Source organism: Salinactinospora qingdaonensis (assembly GCF_039539445.1).
GTDB classification, from domain to species: Bacteria; Actinomycetota; Actinomycetes; order Streptosporangiales; family Streptosporangiaceae; genus Salinactinospora; species Salinactinospora qingdaonensis.
The window spans coordinates 1-22,404 of the sequence record NZ_BAABDD010000021.1 but is presented as its reverse complement, the minus strand read 5'-3'; the positions used below and the strand labels follow the sequence as shown (position 1 = coordinate 22,404).

Below are 22,404 nucleotides of genomic sequence, written 5' to 3'. Positions count from 1 at the left end.
TTCCGAAAAAGAGATCCAGTCCTGCTCCTCCTTTCAAAGAGACACAAGCCCGAGAAGTCACACACTCCAAGACACTAAACTTCCTGTCAGAAGGTATTCAACCGGATACGTAAAGTTTCTGGTCTCGCGCTGTCGCTTCCACCTTCGGGCCTCCTCGGGCAGCCGCCTCGCGCCCCTGGTGATGCCGTCGGCTGGGGCCGGTCTGCCCCGAAGCGCCGGGCTAGGGCACTTCGGGGCTACGGCGTTCAGGCCGCGATCTTGCCCGCGGTCAGGGGGAGTTCGGCCCCCTCCCAGGTACGGCGCAGCCACCGGTCATGGGTGGCCACGACAATGGCCCCGGCAGCGGTGCGCAGGGCGTCTTCGAGTTCTTCCACCAAGCGCAGCGACAGATGGTTGGTGGGCTCGTCCAGCAGCAGGACATCGGGAGGGTGGGCGAGCACCAGGGCGAGTGCGACCCGCCGACGTTGCCCGGTCGACAGCAGCCCGACCGGACGTTGCAGCTCCCGTCGCGGCAACAGCCCAAGCTGTGACAGCGGCGCCGCCGAAGGGCCGGCCGCCGCGCTGTAGAGCTCGCGCGGGCTTGCGTGGTCGTCGTCGAAGACGACCTCCTGGTCCAGCAGCGCGACGCGGATACCTTTGGCGTGGTGGACCTCGCCCTTCGTCGGGGCCAGCCGCCCGGCGAGCAGATTGAGCAGCGTGGATTTGCCCGCACCGTTGGGACCGGTGACCATGAGCCGCGACGAGGTGGACACCTCAAGGTGGTCGACCTGCAACCGACCGGGAATCTCCACCTGGCGCAGCGAAAGGGCGCGTTGGTCGGGAGGCGGCTCCGCGGTGAGCGACGCTGCGAACCGCAACGGTGTCGGGGGTTTGCGCACCTGGGTACGGGTAAGTTCGTCCAACCGCTGCTGGGCGTTGCGCACCCGCCGGGAGATCTGCTTTTGCACCCGACCGCCATGGCGGTCGTAGGCCATCTTGTTGTTGTCGGTACTCGCCCGAGCGTGGCCGACCGAGCGGGCCGTGACCTCGACCGCCGTGCGCAACTCCTTGAGCTCCTGCTGCTCGGCGGCGTACTGCTCCTGCCAGCGCTGGTACTCGCGGGCCTTGGCTTGCAGGTAGTCGCTGTAGGCGCCACCGTAGCGGGTGACTCCCTCCCTGGAGGGGTCGAGGTCGACGATGTCGGTGCACACCTCCTCTAAAAACACGCGGTCGTGGCTGGCCACGATCACTGTTCCCGGCAGCGCCGCCAGTTGGCGCTCCAGGAAACCGATCGCCTCGTCGTCGAGATGGTTGGTGGGCTCGTCCAGCAGCATCGCTCGCGGTTGGCGGGTCAACAGGGCGGCCAGCGCCAACCGGGCGCGCTGCCCTCCGGAGAGCGCGCCCAGGCGCCGACCGGGGTCTACCTCGCCCAGGCCGAGACCGGCGAGCACGACTTTCGCCCGCCGGTCGGCGTCCCACAGACCGTGGTCTTGAGCCCATTCGAGCAGGTCACCGTACTCGGCCAGTGCCGTGGTGTCATCGGGGCTGCGTTCCATGTGCTCGGTGAGCGCATCCAACCGCGTCTTGGCCGCGCGGATCTCCCGCAGCGCGTCGTCGATGACGTCCTGCACACTGGCTTCGGGGGGATAAGGCAGGTCCTGCCACAAGAACCCGCAGTCGGGAGGACGGTGAATCGAGCCGGAGTCGGGTTCCTCGACGCCGGCGAGTAGGCGCAGCAGCGTCGATTTCCCGACGCCGTTTTCGCCGACGAGGCCGATGCGCTGGCCCGGTGCGGCGGTTATAGACACTCCGTCCAGGACAAGGCGTTCTGCGTAGTACTTGACAAGGTCGTCGGCTCGCAAAAAAGGCGCGTTGGACACAAGACACCTAACGCTCAAGAAGAATGATCAGTAGACCGAAAAGCGAAAAGCCGCCGGGGCTGACTTCCCCTCGGAGCAGGGGGCGCCTCACGTACGGCCGAAGTTTGCGGTGTCAGGAGAGCATGGTGGCAGTCTACCGCATTAACCGCGCCCATAAACGACACGTGCGGCCGACGGCGTTGCGCAGCCGAGGTCTGGACTCTGGCCACCCGTCCCCTATTTCGCCCCTTGTGAACCTGGCAATTATCGATTATAGGACACCCGGAAAATCCTGCTTGGGAAGCCGAGAGGCGGTCCGGACGAAGACGCAACCGCCGGCGAGAGGTCGGGTGGCTCGCCCACCCGCGTCGCGGTGAAGCACGGCTTCTCCCAGCGGGGCGCCGTCGAGCGGGAGGCCGGGGCCTGCCCTCCGCGGCGGGCGACGTCGAGGCTCTGCCCCGCCCGGGAAGAGTGCGGCGGGTCGGTCGGCACGGGACCGGCCGAAGGGCCGACCGGGTGTGTCCGGTCGGCCCTTCTCTCCTGTCCCTGGGCACTGCTGCCCGGCGCCGTCCTCGCAGGTATCGCGGGGATGGTGCCTTCACCCCGGGTCGGGGGCGAAGGAGGGGGAAGGCGGCGACGTTCCCAGCCGGGCGTGCCGCGGACGGGACAGCTCGATGGGGGCGCCGAAACGCCCCGTGCGGGGGAGTGTGTTAGCTCAGGTTCTTCTGCCGCACGTCCCACTCGGTCGAGCAGAGCCCGCAGTTGGGGCCGACGAACTGCTGTTTAGCGGTTTGGTCACCCTTGAGCTGCCACTTCAGCCAGTCGGTGCCGACACGACCGTACTCGCCACCGTTGGTTTCGTCATAGGTACCGAAGTGGCCGACATCCAGATTGCCCATGAACGCCGGCAGCCCCGCGGGCAGGCGATCCCAGTCGTCCATGGCGTTTTCGTAGGCGATGTCGTCGGGGCCGCCGGCGAAGTAGGCGATGGGGGCGTGCAACCGGGTGAGCAGGTAGTTGTCAGCATCGTTGAGCAGGCCGCTGTTCCACAGCACGGTGGTGGTGATGCGGGGGTCGTCGGCCACCTCGTAGGTCTCCAGACCACCGCAGGACTGACCCATGACAGCGACGCTGTCGGTGTCGATGTGGCCGCGGTACTCGCTGAACCAGCGGTCGTTCTCGTCAATGGCCCAGTCGATGGACTCGGTAAGCATCTCGGCGTCGGTGCTGCCAAAGCCATCCGGGCTGCCGTTGGCGATGACGAGGAACCCGTGCGAGGCGAACTCGGTGAGGATCTCCTCGAACATCGTGCCGTCGGCTTGGCACGCGCCGTTGCCCCACGCGACGATCGGCAACTGCTCGTTCTCGGGAAGGGTGACGGGCCGGTAGATCGTGTGCTCGGGAAGTCGGAAGGTGGTCTCGTATTCAGCGGGGTAGGGGCCCGAGCCGCCCCCGGGCGTGAGGAAGGCGGCGGCAGAGGTTGCCGACACCGGAACGAGGAAGGCGGCCACCAGCAAGCCGATAAGCACGGTCGACGTTCGGCGAGCCAAATTCCGTGATCTCATATCACCACTCCTTACAAAGCCTACAGTGGACGACCTCAGCGTTTTCCGGTCCACCACCCCTTGAATATTCGATACCGAAATCCACACGTCAACACTGAGCCGAAAGAACAGGTAGTTTCACTGATACCCCTCGCATGGCGAGGATTTCTCCTGATCACTCGACATGCCGGTAAAAGCGAAGCAGCCCTCGAAATGGATACACGATTCGGCGAACCCGGCGTTTGATATGGCATACTGACTGTCCGACATCAGCACACGACAAGCACAGGAACAACTGTCAACAACTAGGAATTCGCTCACATGTCGGCGTGACTTTGTCCTGTGCGGCGGCTCGCTCGTTATTCGCTAGGGCGGGCTGCGCTGGCTCGCCGTCTCTCCCCCGCGTTCCAGGAGTCGCAGTGGAAGAACGTTCGAGGGCGTAGGGAAGCCCCTACCCGTGCTGCCCCCTGTTTGTTCCGCAACCGGGACTCTGGCACATTGACGGGCGTGCGTGTCGCAATGCTAGGGCCTTTCGAGGTGCGAGACGGACAGGGGCAGGCGCTACCGCTTGGTAGTGGCCGCGCTGTCTCGCTCCTTGCCCGATTGGCCCTGGCTCCCGGGCGGGTGGTGCCCAGAGACGTTCTCATCGACGAGCTGTGGAACGGCCGGCCCCCCGGTGACGGAGTCGGTGCCCTGCAACGGCTCGTCTCGCGGACGCGCCGCAGGCTGCATGAGCACGGGGCCGGCGATATCGGACCCGTGATGCGCGCCGGTGGCTACCTGCTCGACATCTCCGAGGAGGACGTCGACGTCAACGTCTTCGAGCGGCTCGCGGCCGAAGGGGCGCGACTGCTGCGGGAGGGGGCGCCCGGGCAAGCCGCGGGGGTGCTGCGCGACGCGCTCGCCCTATGGCGCGGGACCCCTTTCTCCGGGGTGGCGGCGGAGCTCACCCACGAGGCGGCGCTACGGCTGGACGAGCTTCGGCTCACGGCCGTGGAGGACCGTATCGAGGCGGAGTCGCACTCGACGCCCCCTCTTGGCTCCATCACCGAGCTGCGTTCGCTGTGCGACGCCTATCCGCTCCGCGAACGCAGCCATGGCCTTCTCATGGGCGTGCTGCACCGCGAGGGCCGCGAGAGCGAAGCCCTCACCGTCTACGAGAACCTCAGGTCCACGCTGGCCACCGAACTCGGCGCCGATCCGCCCGCCTGGATACGCGAGCTCCACACCGACATCCTGCGCGGTTCCGCCACACCCCGCTCCCGAGAGTGGCACAGTCCGTTCCTGACCCGTTTCTTCGGCAGGCAAGAGGAGCTGGCCACGATCAAGGAGCTGATGCGCCGAGCACGGCTGGTGACACTGATCGGTCCCGGAGGTGTCGGCAAGACCCGCATCGCCGCCGAGTTCGCCCAAGGCGCCGGCCCCGCCACCCAGGTGCACTTCGTCGAGCTGGCCCCGCTGCGGGAAGAGGGCAACATCGCGGAGGCGATCGCGGCGGCCGTGGGAGCCGGCGGCCTGCCCCTGCTGTCGCAGGACCTCTCCGGCCACGACCGTTTCGCTCAACTCGTCTCCGCCCTCTCGGGCAGCCGCACGCTCCTCGTCCTCGACAACTGCGAGCATCTGGCCGAGGGGGTCGCCGACATCGCTGTGCGGCTCCTGGCCGCCTGCCCCGAGCTGCGTGTCTTGGCCACCAGCCGCGAGCCCATCGCCGTCAACGGCGAGGCCCTCGTGCGGGTCGGGCCGCTCAAGGTGGGAGGCCGAGGCGATGGGGAGGACGAGGCCGTCGCGATGTTCACCGATCTGGCCTCCCTGGCGCGGCCGGGCCTGACCGTCGACGCCGACGACGCCGCGGCGATCGCCGAGATCTGCCGCCGCCTCGACGGCCTCCCGCTGGCCATCGAACTCGCGGCGGCCCGTACCCGGTCGATGACCGTCCAGCAGGTGGCCCGTCACCTCGACGCCCGCTTCCGGCTGCTCTCGGAGGTGCGCCGCTCCGTCCCCACCCGGCACCGCACCCTGCGCGCCGTCTTGGACTGGAGCTGGAACCTGCTGACCGAGCACGAAAGCCTGCTGGCCCGGCGCCTGTCGATCCTGCCCGGTGGCGCCACCGTGGCCAGCGCGGCGGCCGTGTGCGACGGCAGCGACGTCACCGAGACCGATGTGCCTTACCTCCTCTCGACGCTGGCGGACAAGTCGCTGGTGCAGGCGGTGGACTCGGCGAGCGGCGAGGACCGCTACCGGCTGATGGAGACCCCGCGGGTCTACCTGGCGGAGCGACTCGACGATGCCGGCGAAGAGGCGAGGGCGCGGGCCGCGGCGACCCGCTATTTCGTCCAGCTCGCCGAGGAGGCCGCTCCACTCCTGCTCGGCCACGGGCAGCTCCACGCACTGCGGCTGCTCGACACCGAGCACGACAACCTGGCCGAGACCATGCGGCACGCATCCCGGCACGGGCACTCCTCCCAGGCCGCGCGCATCGCCTTGGCGCTGAGCTGGTACTGGGTCATCCGTGGACGCTACGCCGAGGCCGAGCACTGGTTCGACGAGCTCACCGGCGCGGCCGAGGAGATTCCCGGTACGTCCCAGGGGGTGTTCGCCGCTGTCCGGGCGATCTTGCCGGTCTCCGCTGCGGGGATGCGCTCCGCGGCAGGTCCGGAGGTTTCTCCTCCCGACCTCGAGGATGCCCTGGCGAGCTTTCCGCCGCTGGCCATGATCGCTCCCAAGTACCGGCTGCTCGTGGGAGACCACGCCAGCGTGCGCGCCGACGCCGAGATCGCCCTAGGCCACTCCCATCCATGGGTGCGTGCCGCGGGGCTGGCCTCACTGGCCCTGGTCGCCGAGCACACCGGAGACGTGACCGCGGCGGAAACCCACACGGAGGCGGCGACGAGCGCCTTCCGCGAGCTGGGCGATCGGTGGATGACCGCCCAGCTCGTCGCCGCCCTCGCCGGGTTCCAGTCGCTGCGCGCCCAAACCGAGAACGCGGTGCGCAGCCTCTACGAGGCCGTGGAGTTGGAGCGGTCGGTCGGCTCGACCGAGAACCTGACGTCGAACCTGATCCGGCTGGGCACCGAACTGGTGCGCGCCGAGCGGTTCACCGAGGCGGAGGAGGTCTTCAGCGGCCTGCTCGGCTCAGCCGAGACCGCCGCGATCGAGCACCGCATCCTGTGCACGGTCGCCATGAGCGATCTGGCACTGGCGCGAGGGGACATTACCGGGGCGAACAGGCTGCTGTCCCAGGCCAGGGAGCTACTCGGTGACACGTTGGTGGATGCGGGCTACCTGCGCCGGGAGGTTCTGAGCCAGGCAGGGGCTATCGCACTGGCCCAAGGCCGGGTCGCGCAGGCGCGCCAAGCGGCACAGGAGGCCATGCGGGCGGCCGAGCACCTGGGCAACGCCGCTGTTCGGGCCCGAGCGGCCGAACTGTTCGCCGACGTGTTGCGCCACGAGGGCGCCCCCGTCGAGGCGGCGCGCATGCTCGGGGTGGCCGCGCGCATGGGGGGTCGCTATGACGAGGGCAGCCCGCGCGTGCGCGCCCTGGTCCGAGCGTTGACCGAGGAGCTGGGCAGCGCGGGGTTCGACCGGTACTACGCCGAGGGCGCCCGCGCCGACGCGGCGGGGCCTTCGGGGATCACCGGTTGAGGTAGGCGAGGACCGCCTGGACCCTGCGATGCCCACTGTCGCTGGGCGACAGTCCCAGCTTGTCGAAGATCGCTCCGATGTGTTTGCCCACAGCCGGGGTGGACAGGCCGAGCAGCTCGCAGATCCGGGCGTTGCCGTGTCCCTCGGCCATGAGCCCCAGTACCTCCAGTTCCCGGGGGGTCAGCGCCTCCAGCCGGTCGCCGCGGGAACGTCCGCCCAGCAGGTGGGAGACGACCTCCGGGTCCAGGGCGACGCCGCCCCGGGCGACACGGGTCAACGCCTCGATGAACTCGGCCACCTCACCGACCCGATCCTTGAGCAGGTAGCCGATGCCGTGCGCCTCGGAAATCAACTCGGTGGCGTAGCCGCTCTCCACGTAGGCCGACAACACCAGCACGGGAAACCCGGGGAAGCGCTGTCGGGCCTGCGCGGCGGCGCGCAGGCCCTCGTCGTTGTAGTCGGGAGGCAGTCGAATGTCGACGACGGCGACATCGGGGGAGCGCTCCTCCAAGAGCTTGTGGAAGGTGGTGGCGTCGTGGGCGGCTCCCACCACTTCGAAGCCCTCCGTCTCCAACAACAGCGCAAGACCTTGGCGCAGCAAAACGTCGTCCTCGGCTATCAGAACACGCACGGCATCCTTACCTCGATCGTGGTCGGTCCGCCATGGGGGCTGGTGATCCGGGCCTGACCGTCGAAAGCGGCCACCCTGCGCCGAATCCCCGCCAGTCCGCTGCCCGCGTTCTCGTCGGCGCCGCCGTGGCCGTCGTCGGTCACCGTGATGAGCAACGCTTCGTCCTCGGCTCCGATGCGTATCCCGATCTCGGTGGCAGCAGCGTGCTTGGCCGCGTTCGTGAGCGACTCGGTGACGACGAAGTAGGCGGCGGCCTCCACCGCGGTGGGAAGCGACCCGAGCTCGCCGACCTCCACGGTGCAGGGAACGGCCGAGCGCGCGGCCAGCGACTTCACCGCCGAGGTCAGGCCGCGATCGGCCAAAATCGGCGGGTAGATGCTGCGGACTACGCCGCGAAGCTCGCTCAGCGCCTCCTCCGCGGCGTCCTTGGTGACTGCGATCAACTCGCGCGCCCGCTGGGGGTCATCGGTGAGCAGCCGCTCGATGATCCCCAAGTGCATGTGTACCGCCACCAGGCGGCTCTGGGTGCCGTCGTGCAGGTCGCGCTCGATCCTGCGCAGTTCCGTGCCGTGGGCCTCCAGCGCCTCCTGCCGTGAGGCCGTCACCTCCGTGATGCGCGACAGCAGCCCGTTCTTGTCGGCGTGGAGCAGCATCCGCCGGGCAAGCCGGGCGTGGCCTCGGGCGGCCTTGGGCACCAGCGACACGTACAGGGCGAGGTAGACCAGGCCAACCAGCGGGGTGAGCAGGGCGGACGGCCAGGAGTCCACCGGGTACCCGCCCGGGGTCACGGCCAGTTCGGGCGGGAGCAGCCACCACCACAAGGGGCAGGTGAAAGACACGGCGATTCCGGTGGCCAGGACCAGAACAAGGAGCCCGATCCCCAGTCCGATGACGGCGTTGACGCCCGACCAGCCGACCTTGATCCAGTATCCGCCGGAGAATCGCGACGCCGACTGCGCGCTCAGCCCCAGGTAGCGGCAGGCCCGATGGAGTTCGGCGGCGACGTTTCTGTCTAGCGTCGCCTCCAGCCGTCTCCGCAGGGGAAGCCCCACGAGCAGAAGGGCCATTCCGTGGGCGAGGACAAGGCCGCACAGCACGATCCAGGACAGCAGCGCCCCGCTGGCGACGCGCACCGCGTAACCGGTATGGGTGGCCATGGCGCGCAGGGCTTCCACCAGTTGCTCCCGCGACGGCTTCAGGCTTGCGACCCGGCGCGCTGCGCGTACCGTCACCGGAATTCGGCTCCTCGGCCCACCGTTTCCCCCTCGATTTCGGATCGTCTACCCGAATTCAGCGATTGGCGCGACACGAGACCAGCCGCACAACAAAAGAGACAAAGCGGTTATTCAAGGTCAAACCACAACATCGCTATGGAACCACAAAAAGGAGTTTATCAGCGCCCGAGAAAAGAGCAAAAGACACCGAAATCGCACTCACCGACATCGATTTTAGTCATCGCCCGAAAACCGGCCTCATACTGCAAACGCAGAGCGCACGCTGCGCTTCCGCCCCGCGGGGAGAACGAGCGCACCACGCTTGCGGGGTTTTCCCCGGAGCGGCGGCGAGGAGGGCTAACCACGGTGCGGGAGCCGTTCGGATTCGGCAGGGAGCACGTCCCCGCGCCGTGTCTTTGGGCTCGACCACTTCGACCAGAGGGCGGGGCGGTTGGGCAACAGTCCACAGCCCGCCTGCCAAAGCGCAAGCTGACCTGACCGCGCCGCGAGCGGATCGGCCCCGTTGTGCAGGCCCGCGACCCGCTGGCGGCACTAGGTTGTTGTTTTTTGAAAAGGTCGGCGCGGGCGAGAGTGGGCGCACTGGGGGAGCGTGTCCGCTGTTGCCCCGCAGGCTGCCGAGATCGCACAGCGATCGAGGCACGAGCAAACGACGAACACCCCCACCCCACACCCCCAACCGTTCGACAAACAACGACCTGGAGCACGCGGACGGCTCCACGGCCCCGTGCTCATCGCGCGGCCGGCTAGGCAACGCCAGATTCTGCTCCCGCGCTCCAGCCGGCGGTCCCCGACGATCTAGCCGTGGGGTGCGAACAGTACGGCTGTGCTGGGGCTATGGCCCGGTGTCTGCGATGTGTCCACCCGATGTCTGGCCTCGCTGGCAGTTTCGCCAAGGACGAGGAGGGTTCCATGACGATGTGTATCCAGGCCAAGGGCCTGGTCAAACGGTTCAAAACCACCACGGCACTGGACGGGGTCGACCTCGCGGCCCCCACGGGGTCGATCCTGGGGGTGCTCGGTCCCAACGGTGCGGGCAAGACGACGACCGTGCGGATTCTGGCGACCCTGCTGCGCCCTGACGAGGGGGAGGCCACGGTGGCCGGCTATGACGCGCTACGCGACCCGGTGGCGGTGCGCAGCCTTGTCGGACTCACAGGGCAGTACGCCTCGGTCGACGAGGAGCTGACAGGGCTGGAGAACCTCGAACTGATCGGGCAGTTGCTGCGGATGCCGTCGCGCACGGTGAAGCAGCGCGCCCGCGAACTCATCGAACGCTTCGGGCTGACCGAGGCGAGCGGACGCGCCGTCAAGACCTACTCGGGTGGAATGAGACGCCGCATCGACCTGGCCTCCAGCCTCGTGGGCCGCCCCCGGGTGCTCTTCTTGGACGAGCCGACGACGGGACTGGACCCCCGCAGCCGCAACGACCTGTGGCGGATCGTGCGCGAGCTCTCCGCGGACGGGACGACCATCCTGCTGACGACGCAGTACCTGGAGGAGGCCGACCAGCTCGCCGACCGGGTGTCGGTCATCGACCAGGGCCGGGTCGTGGCCGAGGGGGCGCCCAAGGAGCTGAAACGTCGCGTCGGCGCCCAGACGCTACAGGTGCGTCCCGTCGCCTCGGGCGACGTCGCGCGTGTAGAGCGCATCCTCGCCGAGGTCACGGGGGCTCGCCCCGTCGTGAACGGCGACGGCGGGCTGGTCACCGCTTCGACCGACGACCACACCCGGCTCACCGCGCTGAGCCGACGCCTGGACGAAGCGGGCATCGCCGCCGACGAGGTGGCCATCCGACTGCCCAGCCTTGACGACGTCTTTCTTGCGCTGACCGGCCACGCCGCGGGCGGCAACACCGACACGGAGGGAGTTTCGGTATGAGTACCGTGACGGCCGCGACCACGACCAGCCGCCCGACGGTCCCGCGGCGGATCGGTGCGCTGCAAAGCCTGGGGCACGGTCTCACGCTGGCGAAACGCAACGTCCGCTACATCCTGCGCACCCCCACGACCCTGATCGACACCGTCATCCAGCCGATCCTGTTCCTGCTCGTGTTCGTGTTCCTGTTCGGTGGCGCGATCTCGGGCAGTTGGCAGGACTACCTACAGACGCTGGTGCCCGGCCTGATGGTGCAGATCACGATGTATGCCAGCATCGGCACCGGGATGTCGCTGAACACCGACATCACCAAGGGCGTGTTCGACCGGTTCCGCAGCCTGCCGATCGCCCGCTCGGCCCCGCTGGTGGGCGCGGTCGCCGGTGACGTTGTCCGCTACGCCGTCGCGCTGGCCGTCCTGCTGCTGTTCGCGTTCGCGCTGGGTTTTCGGGTACAGACCGATCCGCTGTCGGCGCTGGCCGCCTGCGCCTTGGTCATCGTCTTCGGCCTCACCCTGTGCTGGCTGTCGGTACTGGTGGGCATGGTCGCCGCGAGCCCGCAGGCGGTGCCGGGGATCGCGATGGCGGTCATCCTGCCGTTGACCTTCGGCAGCAACATCTTCGCCGATCCCGCGACCATGCCCGGCTGGCTGGAGGTTTGGATCGGCGTCAACCCCGTGAGCTACTTCGTGGACACCGTGCGCGGCCTGATGATCGGTGGCCCCGTGGCCGGTCCCCTCCTCGTGAGCCTGGTCGCTGTGGCCTGCTGCCATATTGTGCTCTTCCCCTTGGCGATCCAGGCCTACCTGCGGCGGGTCCGCTAGGTCCGGAAACGCCGCGCTCCGGCGTGTGGCCCCGGCGCACCGCCTCCGGAGGTGCTTCTACGGGCTCGTCAAGCCGAGTGTGGGGGTGGTGTCGTTCGCTCGCGCCTCGATCGCTTCGCGATCTCGGCAGCCTGGCGCGGTGTGTGGTCGGGGTAGTGCGGAGCACTGCGGGCAGCGACCGATTTCCGGCCGCTGCCCGCAGTTCGCTGTATTCGCTGTACAGGTGCTGGGCAGGCCCTTGGGGCTAGGGCCCTATGTCGGGGAGCTAGTGGTCCTCCCGCATCGCGGCGACGAGGCTCGCGGGCCGCATGTCGGTCCAGTTGCGCTCGACGTAGTCCAGCGCTTCCGCTCGGGAGGTCTCCCCCTGGGCGACCTCCCACCCCTCAGGGACCTCGGCGAAGGCCGGCCACAGCGAGTGCTGCCCCTCACCGTTGACCAGGACCAGGTAACGGGCGTCGTCGTTTTCGAAGGGGTTGCTCATCGTCGTCTCTCCTTACCGTGGTGGGTCGTCGTGCCCGGCGGCGGTGCCGGGCACGTCAGGGGCCGCCTCACCGCCCGCGGCGGGGACGGCGCTGGTCGGGAACCGTCTCGGCGAGCTCGCGCAGCCCGTCGGTGAAAGAGGTGGCGAGCCGTTGGACCGTCTCGCGCCGGTGCCGGTTGAACGAGTAGGTCCACGACAGCTCTAGGCGCTCGCCGACGACGCCGCCGGTGATGTCGAGGAGGTTGGTGCGCTCCTCGCCCGGCGCGTGGTCGGGGGCGGCCACGGGCAGGAAACGCCGGATCAGTCCGTCGCCGCCGTGGTCGCCGAAACGTCCCAGGTAGTTGAAGGCCACCGGTGCGTGGGGCACAGCGCGGGCCGCGTCGCCGCGAGGACTGTGGGCCAAGTAGCGCAGGGCACCGAAGCCGATGCCCCTCGGCGCCCTCCTCGTCTGGCGTTTGACAGCGGCCACGGTCTTCCTTGGGTCAGGCTGTGGCGGCACCTCCAGTAGCAGAGGGGAGATCGTGGTGAACCAGCCGACGGTGCGCGACAGGTCGATGTCGTCGAAGAGGTCCTCCCTGCCGTGCCCCTCCTTTTCGATGAGGATGCGCGAGGAGGCGCTCCAGTCGGTGAGCACCCGGGCTAGCACGGCGAGGAAGACGTCGTCGATGCGGCTGCGCAGCGCGCCGGGAACCTGCTGGAGCAGCGCACGGGTGGACTCCGGCGCCAGCACGGAGGTGACGACGTCCTGGGAGGCGACGTCGTTGCGGCCGTCGGTGCGGTCGAGGGGAATCCACGCCCCGGCGGCGTCGCCGAGCGCCTCCCAGTAGTCGGCTTCGTCGTCGAAGCCGCCCGTGTCGGTGAACTCGGCGAGGCGGTGCGCCCAGTCGCGAAACGGGGTGGTCTTGGGCCCCATGTCAACCGGGCGTCCTGCGTGGAGCTGCTCGTAGGCTGTGCCGAGGTCCTCCAGCAAGATCCGCAGGGAGACGGCGTCGACGACGAGATGGTGGGCCGACAGTAGCAATTGGGGGCGGCCCCCGCTGCCGGTGTCGAACACCAGCACCTCGAACAGCGGCCCCTCACTCAGCCGCCTCGGAGGTCGCTCTCGGCGTGCCTCGCGCTCGACCACCGCCTCGATGCCGTCGTCGTCGAGGCCGGTGGCGTCGACGACGCGCACCGCACGGTCCGGCTGCGCCGCGGCGTCGAGGTGCTGGCGCCAGCCCGACCCGGTCGGTTCGACGCGCGTCCGCAGCATGTCGTGGTGGTCCAGCAGGTACTCGGCGGCGCGCGCGAGGAGCGCCGGATCGGTTCCCTGCGCGATCTCGGCCCGCAGCGACATGTCGAAGTGCGCCGGGAAACGGGGGTGGGTCTCGAAGAACCAGTGCTGGATCGGGGTGAGCGGAACCTCCCCGGTGACGGGGGCCGTCTCGGCGGGCCCGCCGTGGGGCGCTCCGTCGGCAACGGCGGCGGCCAGCGCGGCGACGGTCTGGTGGAGGAACACGTCGCGGGAGGTGAGCTCCAGGCCCGCGCGGCGGGCCCGAGACACCAACTGGATGCTCAGGATCGAGTCACCGCCGAGGTCGAAGAAGTTGTCGTGGACCCCGACCTTCTCGACGCCCAGCAGTTCGCCCCAGATCTGGGCGAGCAGTGTCTCGGTCGCGCCCGTAGGCGGGGTGGAGTCGGTGGTGGCGAAGTCGCCGTCACTGGGCGCGGGCAGCGCCGCTCGGTCGAGTTTGCCGTTGGCGGTCAAGGGAATCCGGTCGAGGATCACCACGGCCGTAGGGACCATGTACTCTGGCAGCCGGCGTCTGGCCCCGTCGCGGATGTCGGCGGTGGTGGGCTCGGGCTGGCCCTCCTGGGCGACGACGTAGGCCACGAGCCGCCGCACGCCTGGCCGGTCCTCACGCGCCACGACGGCGGCGGAGGCCACTCCGGGCAGCGCCGCGACGGCGGCCTCGACCTCGCCCGGTTCGATACGGAACCCTCGGATCTTGACCTGCGCGTCGTTTCGGCCGCGAAACTCCAACTCGTGCTGGGCGGTCCAGCGGACGACGTCGCCGGTGCGGTACAGCCGACCGCCCGAGCCGAACGGGTCGGCCACGAAGCGCTGCGCGGTCAACCCCGCGGCGCCGTCGTAGCCCTGGGCCAGTGACTGGCCGCACAGGTAGAGCTCACCGAACACGCCGGGCGGCACCGGCCGTAGCCAAGCGTCCAGAACGTAGGCGCGCGTGCCGGGCATCGGCCGCCCGATCAGCGGATGATCGGCGCTGTCGACCCGCCAGACGGTACTGTTCACCGTGTTCTCGGTGGGGCCATAGAAGTTGTAGACACTGCCGGTGCCGGCCGCGGCGAGCCGGCGCAGGAGCGTCTCGTCCAACGCCTCGGCGCCGACGGTGAGCACCGTGAGGCGGTGGCGCTCCTCGGCCAGCAGCCCGGCCGTGATCAACTGGCTCAGGTAGGAGGGGGTCGTGTCGAGGTAGTCGATGCGGTGCTCGTCGAGGTAGCGGCACAGCGCCTCGGGGTCGGTGCGGGTCTGCTCGTCGATGATGTGCAACCGCTGGCCGTGCAGGAGCCACACGAGGGGGTCCCACGAGGCGTCGAAGGTCCATGCGGCCAGGTGGGCGGCGGTGAGCCCTCGTCTCGCGGCGTCTTCGGGCTCCAGGACCGCGCAGCGGTAGGCCGCGACCGTGGCGCGCAGGTTGGCGTGGGTGACGACGACCCCTTTGGGAGTTCCTGTCGAACCGGAGGTGTACATCACGTAGGCGGGATGCTCATCGTGGAGGGGACGTACCCGCTCGGCGTCGGTGAGCGGCCCGGCGGGGGTCGCCGGCGCCGGCTCGTCGACGATGGTGAGGGGTGGCGCGCCGGCCAGCCACGGGGCCGCGTCGGCCGTGGCCCGGGTGGCCAGGACGCGCCGCGCCCCCGACCTGCTCAGGACCGTGTGGGCGCGCTCCTGCGGGGCGGCCGGGTCGATGGGCACATAGGCCGCTCCCGCGCGTAACACCGCGAAGATGGTGGCCACCGCCCAGGTCGTGCGCGGCAGCAGTACCGCCACCCGGTCGCCGGGGCCGACGCCCTCGGCGATGAGCCGGCGGGCGAGCCGGTTGACGCGCTCGTCGAGCTCGACAAAGGACAGGGTCGTTTCCCCGCAGGTCAAAGCCGGCTGGTGGGCGTGGGGCGCGTCTTGAGCGGCCAATTCGGCGAGCCCGTCGAGGACGTGGCCGCCGCTGGGGAGGGACGCTGCGGTGCCCGCCGCCGCGAGGACGGCCTCGCGCTGGACGGTCGGTGTCGACTCCAGTGTGCGCAGCGGCGCGGTGGGCCGCTCGGCGAGGGCGTGCAGGAACGTGCACAGATGGGAGACGAAGCGGTCGACGGTGGCGGCGTCGAACAGGTCGGTGTCGTACTCGACCGAGCCGAGAAGCCGCCCGCCGGTCTCGAAGAAGTCGACGCTCAGGTCGAACAGGGAGTGGCCCCGCGACAGCGGGTGTTCGGTGACGGTCAGCCCCTCGATCCACCACTGCTCGACCGGCGCGTTTTGCAGGGCCACGAGTGCCTGGACCAGGGTGGGGCGGGAGGGGTCGCGCTGGGGGGCGACGGCGTCGACGACCGTGTCGAAGGGGACGTCGCCGTGCTCGAAGGCCCCGAGGGTGACCTCGCGGACGGTCCGCAGCAGCTCCTGTCCGGTAGCCGACTCGTCGACGCGGGTACGCAACGCCAGCGTGTTGACGAAGAAACCGACGACCTCCTCCAACTCGGCGCGTTCGCGCCCGGAGGTCACCGTGCCGACGACGATGTCGTCTTGGCCGGTGTGGCGCGCCAGGACGACCTGGACGGCGGCGGTCAGCACCATGAACAGGGTGACGTCGCCGGCCGTCTCCAGGGCGCGTACGGCGCGCAGGGTCGTCTCGGGGACCTCGAAGGTGCGGTTCGTACCGTGCCCGCGGCGCATCGGGGGGCGGGGGCGGTCGGTGGGCAGGTCGAGGGGTTCGGCGTCGGCCAGCAGCTCGCGCCAGTGGTCGAGACGTCGCTGGAAGCGCTCCGACTCCAGGTAGGCGTCCTGCCAAGCGGCGAAGTCAGCGTACTGCACGGGCAGGGGGGCGAGCCCGGCCTCGCGCACAATCTGGCGCGGGTCGGTCGCGCCCGCAGCGGCGGCCCGGTAAAGGGCGCCGAGCTCGCGTGTCATCACCCCCAGCGACCAGGCGTCCACGACGATGTGGTGGATGCCGAGCACGAGAAGATGCTCGTCGGTGTCGATGGTGGCCAGCAGCGCCCGGATGAGCGGTCCCCTGCCGAGATCGAACAGGCGGTGGATGAACTCGTCGGCGAGGGTGTCCAGCTCGGCTGCGCGCTGCTCGGCGGGCGAACCGGTGAGATCCGTTTGGACGAGGTCGACCCCGTGCCGGTCGTGGATCACCTGCACCGGCCGGCCATCGCGCTCCTCGAAGGTGGTGCGCAGCGACTCGTGTCGGTGGACCAGGGCGTCGATCGCCGCGCTGAGCGCGGCGGTGTCCAGCGGCCCGTGCAGCCGCAGCGCGCAGCCGGAGTTGTACTCGGCGCTGCCGCCCTCGTAGCGGTCGAGGAACCACAGCCGGCGCTGGGGCGCGGACAGCGGCAGCCGGCCGTCGCGGGGGACCGGCGTGAGGGCGGGCACCGTCTCGTCGGTGGCCTCCTCTGGCTCCGCGTCGAGGAGGCGTGCCAGCTCGGCGATCGTGGGATGGTCGAAGGCAGTACGCACCGGCAGGCGTGTGCCCAGCGTGTCGGCGACCCGCGAGAGCATCCGGATGACGCCGACCGAGTCTCCGCCGACCCGGAAGAAGTTGTCGTGGACACCGACCCGTTCCGCCCCCAGCAGGTCACGCCACACCTGGGCGAGCGTGTGCTCGGTCGCTGTGCGCGGCGCGACGTGCCCGGCCTCGGATTGACCGGCCCAGTCGACGGCGGGCAGCGAGGCGCGGTCGACCTTGCCGTTAGGGGTCAGCGGGATCGCGTCGCAGCGAACAAAGGCGGCGGGCATCATATAGGCGGGCAGTTCCCGGGCGGCGGCCTCGCGCAACCGTTCGGGGGTGGGTGTCGCGCCGGAGGCGGGGACGACGTGAGCGACCAGGCGCTGCTCGCCGCCGGTGCGGTCCACGGTGACGACCGCCTGCGCCACGTCGGCCAGCGCGCTCAGGACCGCTTCGATCTCGCCCGGCTCGATCCGATGGCCGCGCACCTTGACCTGGTCGTCGACTCGGCCGAGGAACTCCAGCTCGCCGTCGGGGCGGCGGCGGACCAGGTCGCCCGACCGGTACATGCGGGCCCCGGGCGGGCCGAAGGGGTCGGCCACGAAACGCGCGGCCGTGAGGCCGGGGCGGTTCCAGTAGCCGTGGGCGAGCCCTTCCCCCGCGATGTGGAGCTCGCCGGGGACGCCGTCGCGCACCGGGCGTAGCCAGCGGTCGAGCACGTGGATACGGGTGCCCGCGACCGGGTCACCCAACTGCGGCGGCGCCGTTCCCGACAGCGGCGGGCTCATCGTGGCGCATACCGTGGCCTCGGTGGGACCGTAGGCGTTGTACACCTTCCGGTCCTGCGAAAACGTGTCGATCAGCTCTCCGGGGCAGTTTTCCCCGGCGACGAGCAGGTGGTCGACGGGGCCGAGTTCCTGGGGGGCCAGACCGGGCAGGAGGGAGGGCGGCAGGGTGAGGTGGCTGACGCGATGGGTGCGCAGCGCCTCGGGAAGCCCCTCCCCCAGCAGGGAGCTTCGGGGGAGCAGGACCGCCGCCGCCCCGTTGAGCAGGGCCACGGTGAGTTCGGCGATGGAGGCGTCGAAACTGGGCGAGGCGAATTGCAGCACCCGCACGCCGGGGCCGACCCGCATACGCTGCCCCTGGGTGGTGGCGAGCGCCGCCAGACCGCGATGGGCGACGACCACCCCCTTGGGACGGCCGGTCGAGCCCGAGGTGTAGATCATGTAGGCCGCGTCCTCAACCGTCACGCTCTCGCGCAGCAGTGGGGCCTGCGCGATCTCGGCGGCCTCTGGAGCGAGGTCGATCCGGGGGGCGGTGCCGGGTAGCAGGTCGGCGACTCCGGTGGGGGCGATGAGGGCGCCGAGGTCGGCGTCGGCGGCGATGTAGCTGAGCCGCTCGTGCGGGTACTCCGGGTCGAGCGGCACGTAGACGGCGCCGGCGTAGACCACCCCCATGAGCGCCGCGCCCAGGTCGGTTCCGCGCTCCAGGCAGACCCCCACCCGTTCACCGCGCCGGATACCGCGCGAGCGCAGGTAGCCGGCGATGCGGGCCGCACGCGCGTCGAGGTCGGCGTAGCTCAGGGTTTCGTCGGCCCCGATGAGGGCCGCGGCGTCGGGGTGTCGGGCGGCCTGCTCGGCGACGAGGTCGCCAAGGGGACGCGGCTCCGGCGGCGGCGGTCCGGTGGCGGCCAACCGCGCCCGTCGCGCCTGGTGTTCGTCAAGCCGGTGGATCGCGCGCAGGGGACGCTCGTCCTCGACGCAGGCCAACACGTGTCGCACCTCGTCGACGAAGCGGGCCACGGTGGCGGTGTCGAAGATGTCGGTGTTGAACTCGGCCGAGCCGTCGACGGCTTCGCCGTTCTCGTGGAACTCCAGGGTCAGGTCGAAGACGGCGTGCTCACGCCGGATGGGCAGGGTACGGACCTCCAGCCCGCCCAAGCCCGCTTCCGCCTCGGTGGCGGCGTTGTGGAAGACGACCGCGGCTTGAACGAGGGGCGGGACGGCGGGGTCGCGTTCGGTGAGGACCGCGTCGACCACCGCGTCGAAGGGCACCTCGGCGTGGTCGAAGTCGGCCAAGACGTCGTCTCGGGTCCGTTCGAGGTTGCCGGCAAAGGACAGGGTCTCGTCGACCTGGCCGCGCAGCGCGAGCGTGTTGACGAAGAAGCCCATGAGCCCGTGCAGGCGGCTGTCGTCGCGGCCGGCGGTGACGGTTCCCAGGACCACGTCCTCGCTGCGGGTCCAGCGCGCCATGGCGATGCGGACGGCGGTCATGAGCCCCATGAACAGGTTGGCGCCGCGCTGTCTGGCCACCCGCTCCAGGGAGGCGGTCAGCTCGGGCTCCAGGTGGAAGGGGTGGCTCTGGCCTCGCGTGCTGCGCACCGGCGGGCGGGGGCGGTCGGTGGGAAACTCCAGCGAGGGCGCGCCGAGGAGCCGGTCGCGCCAGTGCTGGAGCGACCGCTCGTAGGCCTGTCCGCTGAGCCGGTCGCGTTGCCAGGCGGCGTAGTCGGCGTACTGCAACGGAAGCGGGTCCAGGACCGCGGCGAGGTCGGCGCCGGTACGCTCGGGCTCGACGGTGGCGGTGGTGTAGAGGCGGTCCAGTTCGGTGCGGAACACGCCCAGGGACCAGCCGTCGGTGATGATGTGGTGCATGACGACGAGCAGCACGTGGCAGCGCTCGTCGACCCGCACCAGGCTGGTCCGCAGCAGCGGCCCCGTCTCCAGGTCGAAGGGGCGAGCGTAGCCGCGGTGGAGAAGGTCGGCCTGCTCATCCTCGTCGGCGGGTGCGTCGATGACGGGCAGGTGGGCCTCCCAGGGGGCGCCGACGACCTGCTTGCCCACGCCGTCGACCTCGTGGAAGGTGGTGCGCAGCACCTCGTGTCGGTGGATCAGGGCGGTCAGCGCCCGCTGCAACGCGGCGACGTCGAGGGAGCCACGGATCTGGAGGGCGAAGCCGGAGTTGTAGTCGACGCGGCCGGGATCGAACCGGTCGAGGACCCACAGCCGCTGCTGGGCCAACGACGGGGCCATCGGGGTGTCGCGGGAGACGCGCGGGATCTCGGGGCTGCGCTTCTCCTTCCCGCGGAGCCTGCGCAACATCTCTTCCTGGACGCGGGTGCGGTCCTGCGGCGGCGCGGGGGAACCGGGGGTGGCCGGCTCACGCGCGCCCTCACGGGCGTTGTTCATGGTGGGTCCTCATCATCGGAGGTGCTCGTGGCAGGTCAGGCCACCGCGGGCCGCGCCGGTGCGCGCGGCCCGCGGGGTCACGGGGGTCATGTCCCCATCTGGTCGGCGAGAGCGGCTTCGACGGCGGTGGCGTAGGAACGGACGGTCTGGTGGTCGAACAGCGCCCGCGTGGGGACGGCGATGTCGAGGGTGTCTTTGATCTCCCTGACGACCTGGACGCTCTTCAGGGAGTCGCCGCCGATGTCGAAGAAATTGTCGTGGCGACCGACCCGCTCCAGGTTGAGCGTTTTGGCCCAGATCTCGGCGACGACCTCTTCGGTGACGCCCTCCGGTGCCGCGTAGTCGGATTCGACGAGCCCCGCCCAGTCGGGTTCGGGCAGCTTGGGACGGTCGACCTTGCCGTTGTGGTTGATGGGCAGCTCGGGCACGACGGTGAGCACCGAGGGGACCATGTAGGCGGGCAGTGTTTGGGCCAGCCTCTCCCGGACGGCTCGAGTGTCGGGGGGCTGGGAGCCGGCCGCGGTCAGGTATCCGGCCAGAACCTGGCCGCCGGAGGGGGCCTCCACCACGGTGGCCGCGGCCTGTGCGACCTCCGGGAGCCGGGCCAGGGCACTTTCGACCTCTCCCAGCTCGAGACGGAAACCGCGCAGCTTGATCTGGCCGTCGGCCCGACCCACGAACTCGATGTGGCCCTCGCCGTTCCAACGCACCAGGTCGCCGGTGCGGTACAACCGTCCACCCGAGCCGAACGGGTCGGCCACGAAGCGCTCCGCGGTCAACCCGGGACGGGCGTCGTAACCACGGGCCAGCCCGTCACCGGAGATGTAGAGCTCACCGACCGCGCCTACGGGGACCGGGCGCAGGGCCGCATCCAGGATGTGGGTACGGGTGCCGTCCATGGGGCGGCCGATGGGGCAGTCTTCGGCCAGGGCTCGCTCAAGGCTGATCGGGGTGCAGGTCGCGAAGGTCGTGGTCTCGGTGGGTCCGTAGCCGTTTACGACCTCGGTGTCCGGGCAGGCTCGCCGCACGCGGGCGATCGAGGAGGGCTCGGCCGCCTCGCCGCCGATCCACACCTGGCGCAGTCCGCTGAAGCAGCCCGGCTCCTGCTGGGAGAACAGGTTGAACAGGGCCGTGGTCACGAACAGCGCGCTCACCCCGTGGTCGCGGACACTTCCCGCGACCAGTTCCGTGGAGATCTCCTCCTCGGCGGCGACGACGGTCCCACCGTTGAGCAGGGGGACCCAGATTTCGTAGGTCGCAGCGTCGAAGGCGTGGGGGGAGTGGAACAGGACCCGTTCGTGGTCGCCGCTCCAGCGCCGATCCGCGGCCAGGCTCGCGATGTTGCGGTGGTCGACCACGACGCCCTTGGGCACGCCGGTGGAGCCGGAGGTGAACATCACGTAGGCGGCAGAGGCGGGGAGGGGCTCCGCGCGCTGCGCCCGGGCTGTTGCCTCTCGGGGCGGCGCGGCGGCGGGGTCGATACCGTCGGTCGAGAGGTCCTCCGGCTCGTAGTGGAGCAGGGTCGCCACCCCTGCCTGGGCACACCTATCGGCGGTCGTGGAGTCGACGATCGCGACGGTGGCCCCGGTGTCGGCGGCCAGGGCGGCCACACGTTCGGCCGGAACCGCGCTGTGCACGGGGACGTAGGCGGCGCCGGCCTTGAGGACGGCCAACATGGCGACGACGACACGCGGGGACCTCGGCAGCGCCAGCAGCACCCTGGACTCGGCGGCGACGCCGTGGGCGCGCAGGTGGTCGGCGAGTTCGGTGGCCCGTGCGTCCAGCTCGGCGTAGCTCCACTCGCCGTCGGCGGCGACGAGCGCGGTCGCTTCAGGGGAACGGCGCACCTGCCGGGCGAACAGCTCGGGGACCGAGTGCTCCGGACGCTCGCTCGCACCGCCGTCGACGAAAGCGGCGACGGCGGCGGGGTCCGCACCGGCCATCCGCCCCAGGGGACGCTGCGGGTCGTGGACGAGCGAGGCCAGAATCCGCTCCAGGTCGCCGAGCAGGCGATGGACGGTGGCGGTGTCGAAGCACGCCGGCTCGTATCCGATCAGTAGGCGGATGCGCTCGGTGACGTAAGCGCTGAGCGTCAGCGGGTAGTTGGTGGCCTCGTTGGCGGTGACGTCGCCGATGGTCAGGCCGTGCTCGTGGGCGGCCCGCTCGTCGACGGGGTAGTTCTCGACTACGACCAGGCTGTCGAACAGTTGGGTGTCTCCTTGGAGCCCGGCCTCGGCCTGGATGGTGCTCAGGGGCAGGTAGTCGTGCGCGCGGGCGGCCACCTGCCGTTCCTGGAGGTCGCGGAGCCAGGTGGCGGCGGGGGTGGCGGGGTCGATGCTCACGCGCACCGGCAAGGTGTTGATGAACAGCCCCAGCGCCTCTTCCACCCCGGGCAACTCGGCCGGACGCCCCGAGGTCGTGGCCCCGAAAA

At 70.1% G+C, this 22,404-nt stretch carries 10 protein-coding genes; 3 read left to right on the top strand and 7 right to left on the bottom strand.

The window, feature by feature from the left end; translation table 11 throughout:
• Nucleotides 1–245: 245 nt before the first annotated feature.
• Together ABD848_RS18580 and ABD848_RS18575 are read right to left on the bottom strand one after the other, a co-directional pair.
• A complete protein-coding gene (locus ABD848_RS18580; protein ID WP_344974000.1) occupies nucleotides 246–1,859 on the bottom strand; it encodes an ABC-F family ATP-binding cassette domain-containing protein in 1,614 nt (537 codons plus the stop codon).
• Between the two features lie 689 nt (nucleotides 1,860–2,548).
• Complete coding sequence (locus tag ABD848_RS18575; RefSeq protein ID WP_344973997.1) at nucleotides 2,549–3,403, bottom strand: alpha/beta hydrolase; 855 nt, start codon at nucleotides 3,401–3,403, stop codon at nucleotides 2,549–2,551.
• A gap of 486 nt (nucleotides 3,404–3,889) precedes the next feature.
• Here ABD848_RS18575 and ABD848_RS18570 point away from each other — a divergent pair, with 486 nt between their 5' ends.
• On the top strand, nucleotides 3,890–7,024 hold the full coding sequence (locus tag ABD848_RS18570) for a BTAD domain-containing putative transcriptional regulator (RefSeq protein ID WP_344973994.1): 3,135 nt from the start codon (nucleotides 3,890–3,892) through the stop codon (nucleotides 7,022–7,024).
• Here ABD848_RS18570 and ABD848_RS18565 read toward each other — a convergent pair.
• The gene (locus ABD848_RS18565; RefSeq protein WP_344973991.1) at nucleotides 7,014–7,655 is read right to left on the bottom strand and encodes a response regulator transcription factor; all 642 of its coding nucleotides are present in this window, start codon (nucleotides 7,653–7,655) and stop codon (nucleotides 7,014–7,016) included. The genes ABD848_RS18570 and ABD848_RS18565 overlap by 11 nt on opposite strands.
• Nucleotides 7,643–8,887, bottom strand: a complete 1,245-nt coding sequence (locus ABD848_RS18560; RefSeq protein WP_344973988.1) for a sensor histidine kinase — start codon at nucleotides 8,885–8,887, stop codon at nucleotides 7,643–7,645. Before ABD848_RS18560 ends, ABD848_RS18565 begins: the two co-directional genes overlap by 13 nt.
• Nucleotides 8,888–9,799: 912 nt before the next feature.
• On the opposite strand from ABD848_RS18560, the gene ABD848_RS18555 reads away from it, so the two are divergent.
• Both ABD848_RS18555 and ABD848_RS18550 read left to right on the top strand, forming a co-directional pair.
• Nucleotides 9,800–10,768 (top strand): ATP-binding cassette domain-containing protein, encoded by a 969-nt coding sequence (locus tag ABD848_RS18555; RefSeq protein ID WP_344974055.1) that lies wholly within the window; start codon nucleotides 9,800–9,802, stop codon nucleotides 10,766–10,768.
• The gene (locus tag ABD848_RS18550) at nucleotides 10,765–11,586 is read left to right on the top strand and encodes an ABC transporter permease (protein WP_344973985.1); all 822 of its coding nucleotides are present in this window, start codon (nucleotides 10,765–10,767) and stop codon (nucleotides 11,584–11,586) included. Before ABD848_RS18555 ends, ABD848_RS18550 begins: the two co-directional genes overlap by 4 nt.
• Before the next feature lie 265 nt (nucleotides 11,587–11,851).
• Here the strand turns inward: ABD848_RS18550 and ABD848_RS18545 are convergent, their stop codons facing one another.
• The 3 genes from ABD848_RS18545 to ABD848_RS18535 form a co-directional block, all read right to left on the bottom strand.
• The gene (locus ABD848_RS18545; RefSeq protein WP_344973982.1) at nucleotides 11,852–12,067 is read right to left on the bottom strand and encodes an MbtH family protein; all 216 of its coding nucleotides are present in this window, start codon (nucleotides 12,065–12,067) and stop codon (nucleotides 11,852–11,854) included.
• Nucleotides 12,068–12,134: 67 nt separating this feature from the next.
• Nucleotides 12,135–19,973, bottom strand: a complete 7,839-nt coding sequence (locus ABD848_RS18540; RefSeq protein ID WP_344973979.1) for an amino acid adenylation domain-containing protein — start codon at nucleotides 19,971–19,973, stop codon at nucleotides 12,135–12,137.
• An 86-nt stretch (nucleotides 19,974–20,059) separates the two neighbouring features.
• Nucleotides 20,060–22,404 (bottom strand): non-ribosomal peptide synthetase (locus ABD848_RS18535; protein ID WP_344973976.1); only part of this gene is annotated, 2,345 nt, incomplete at its 5' end.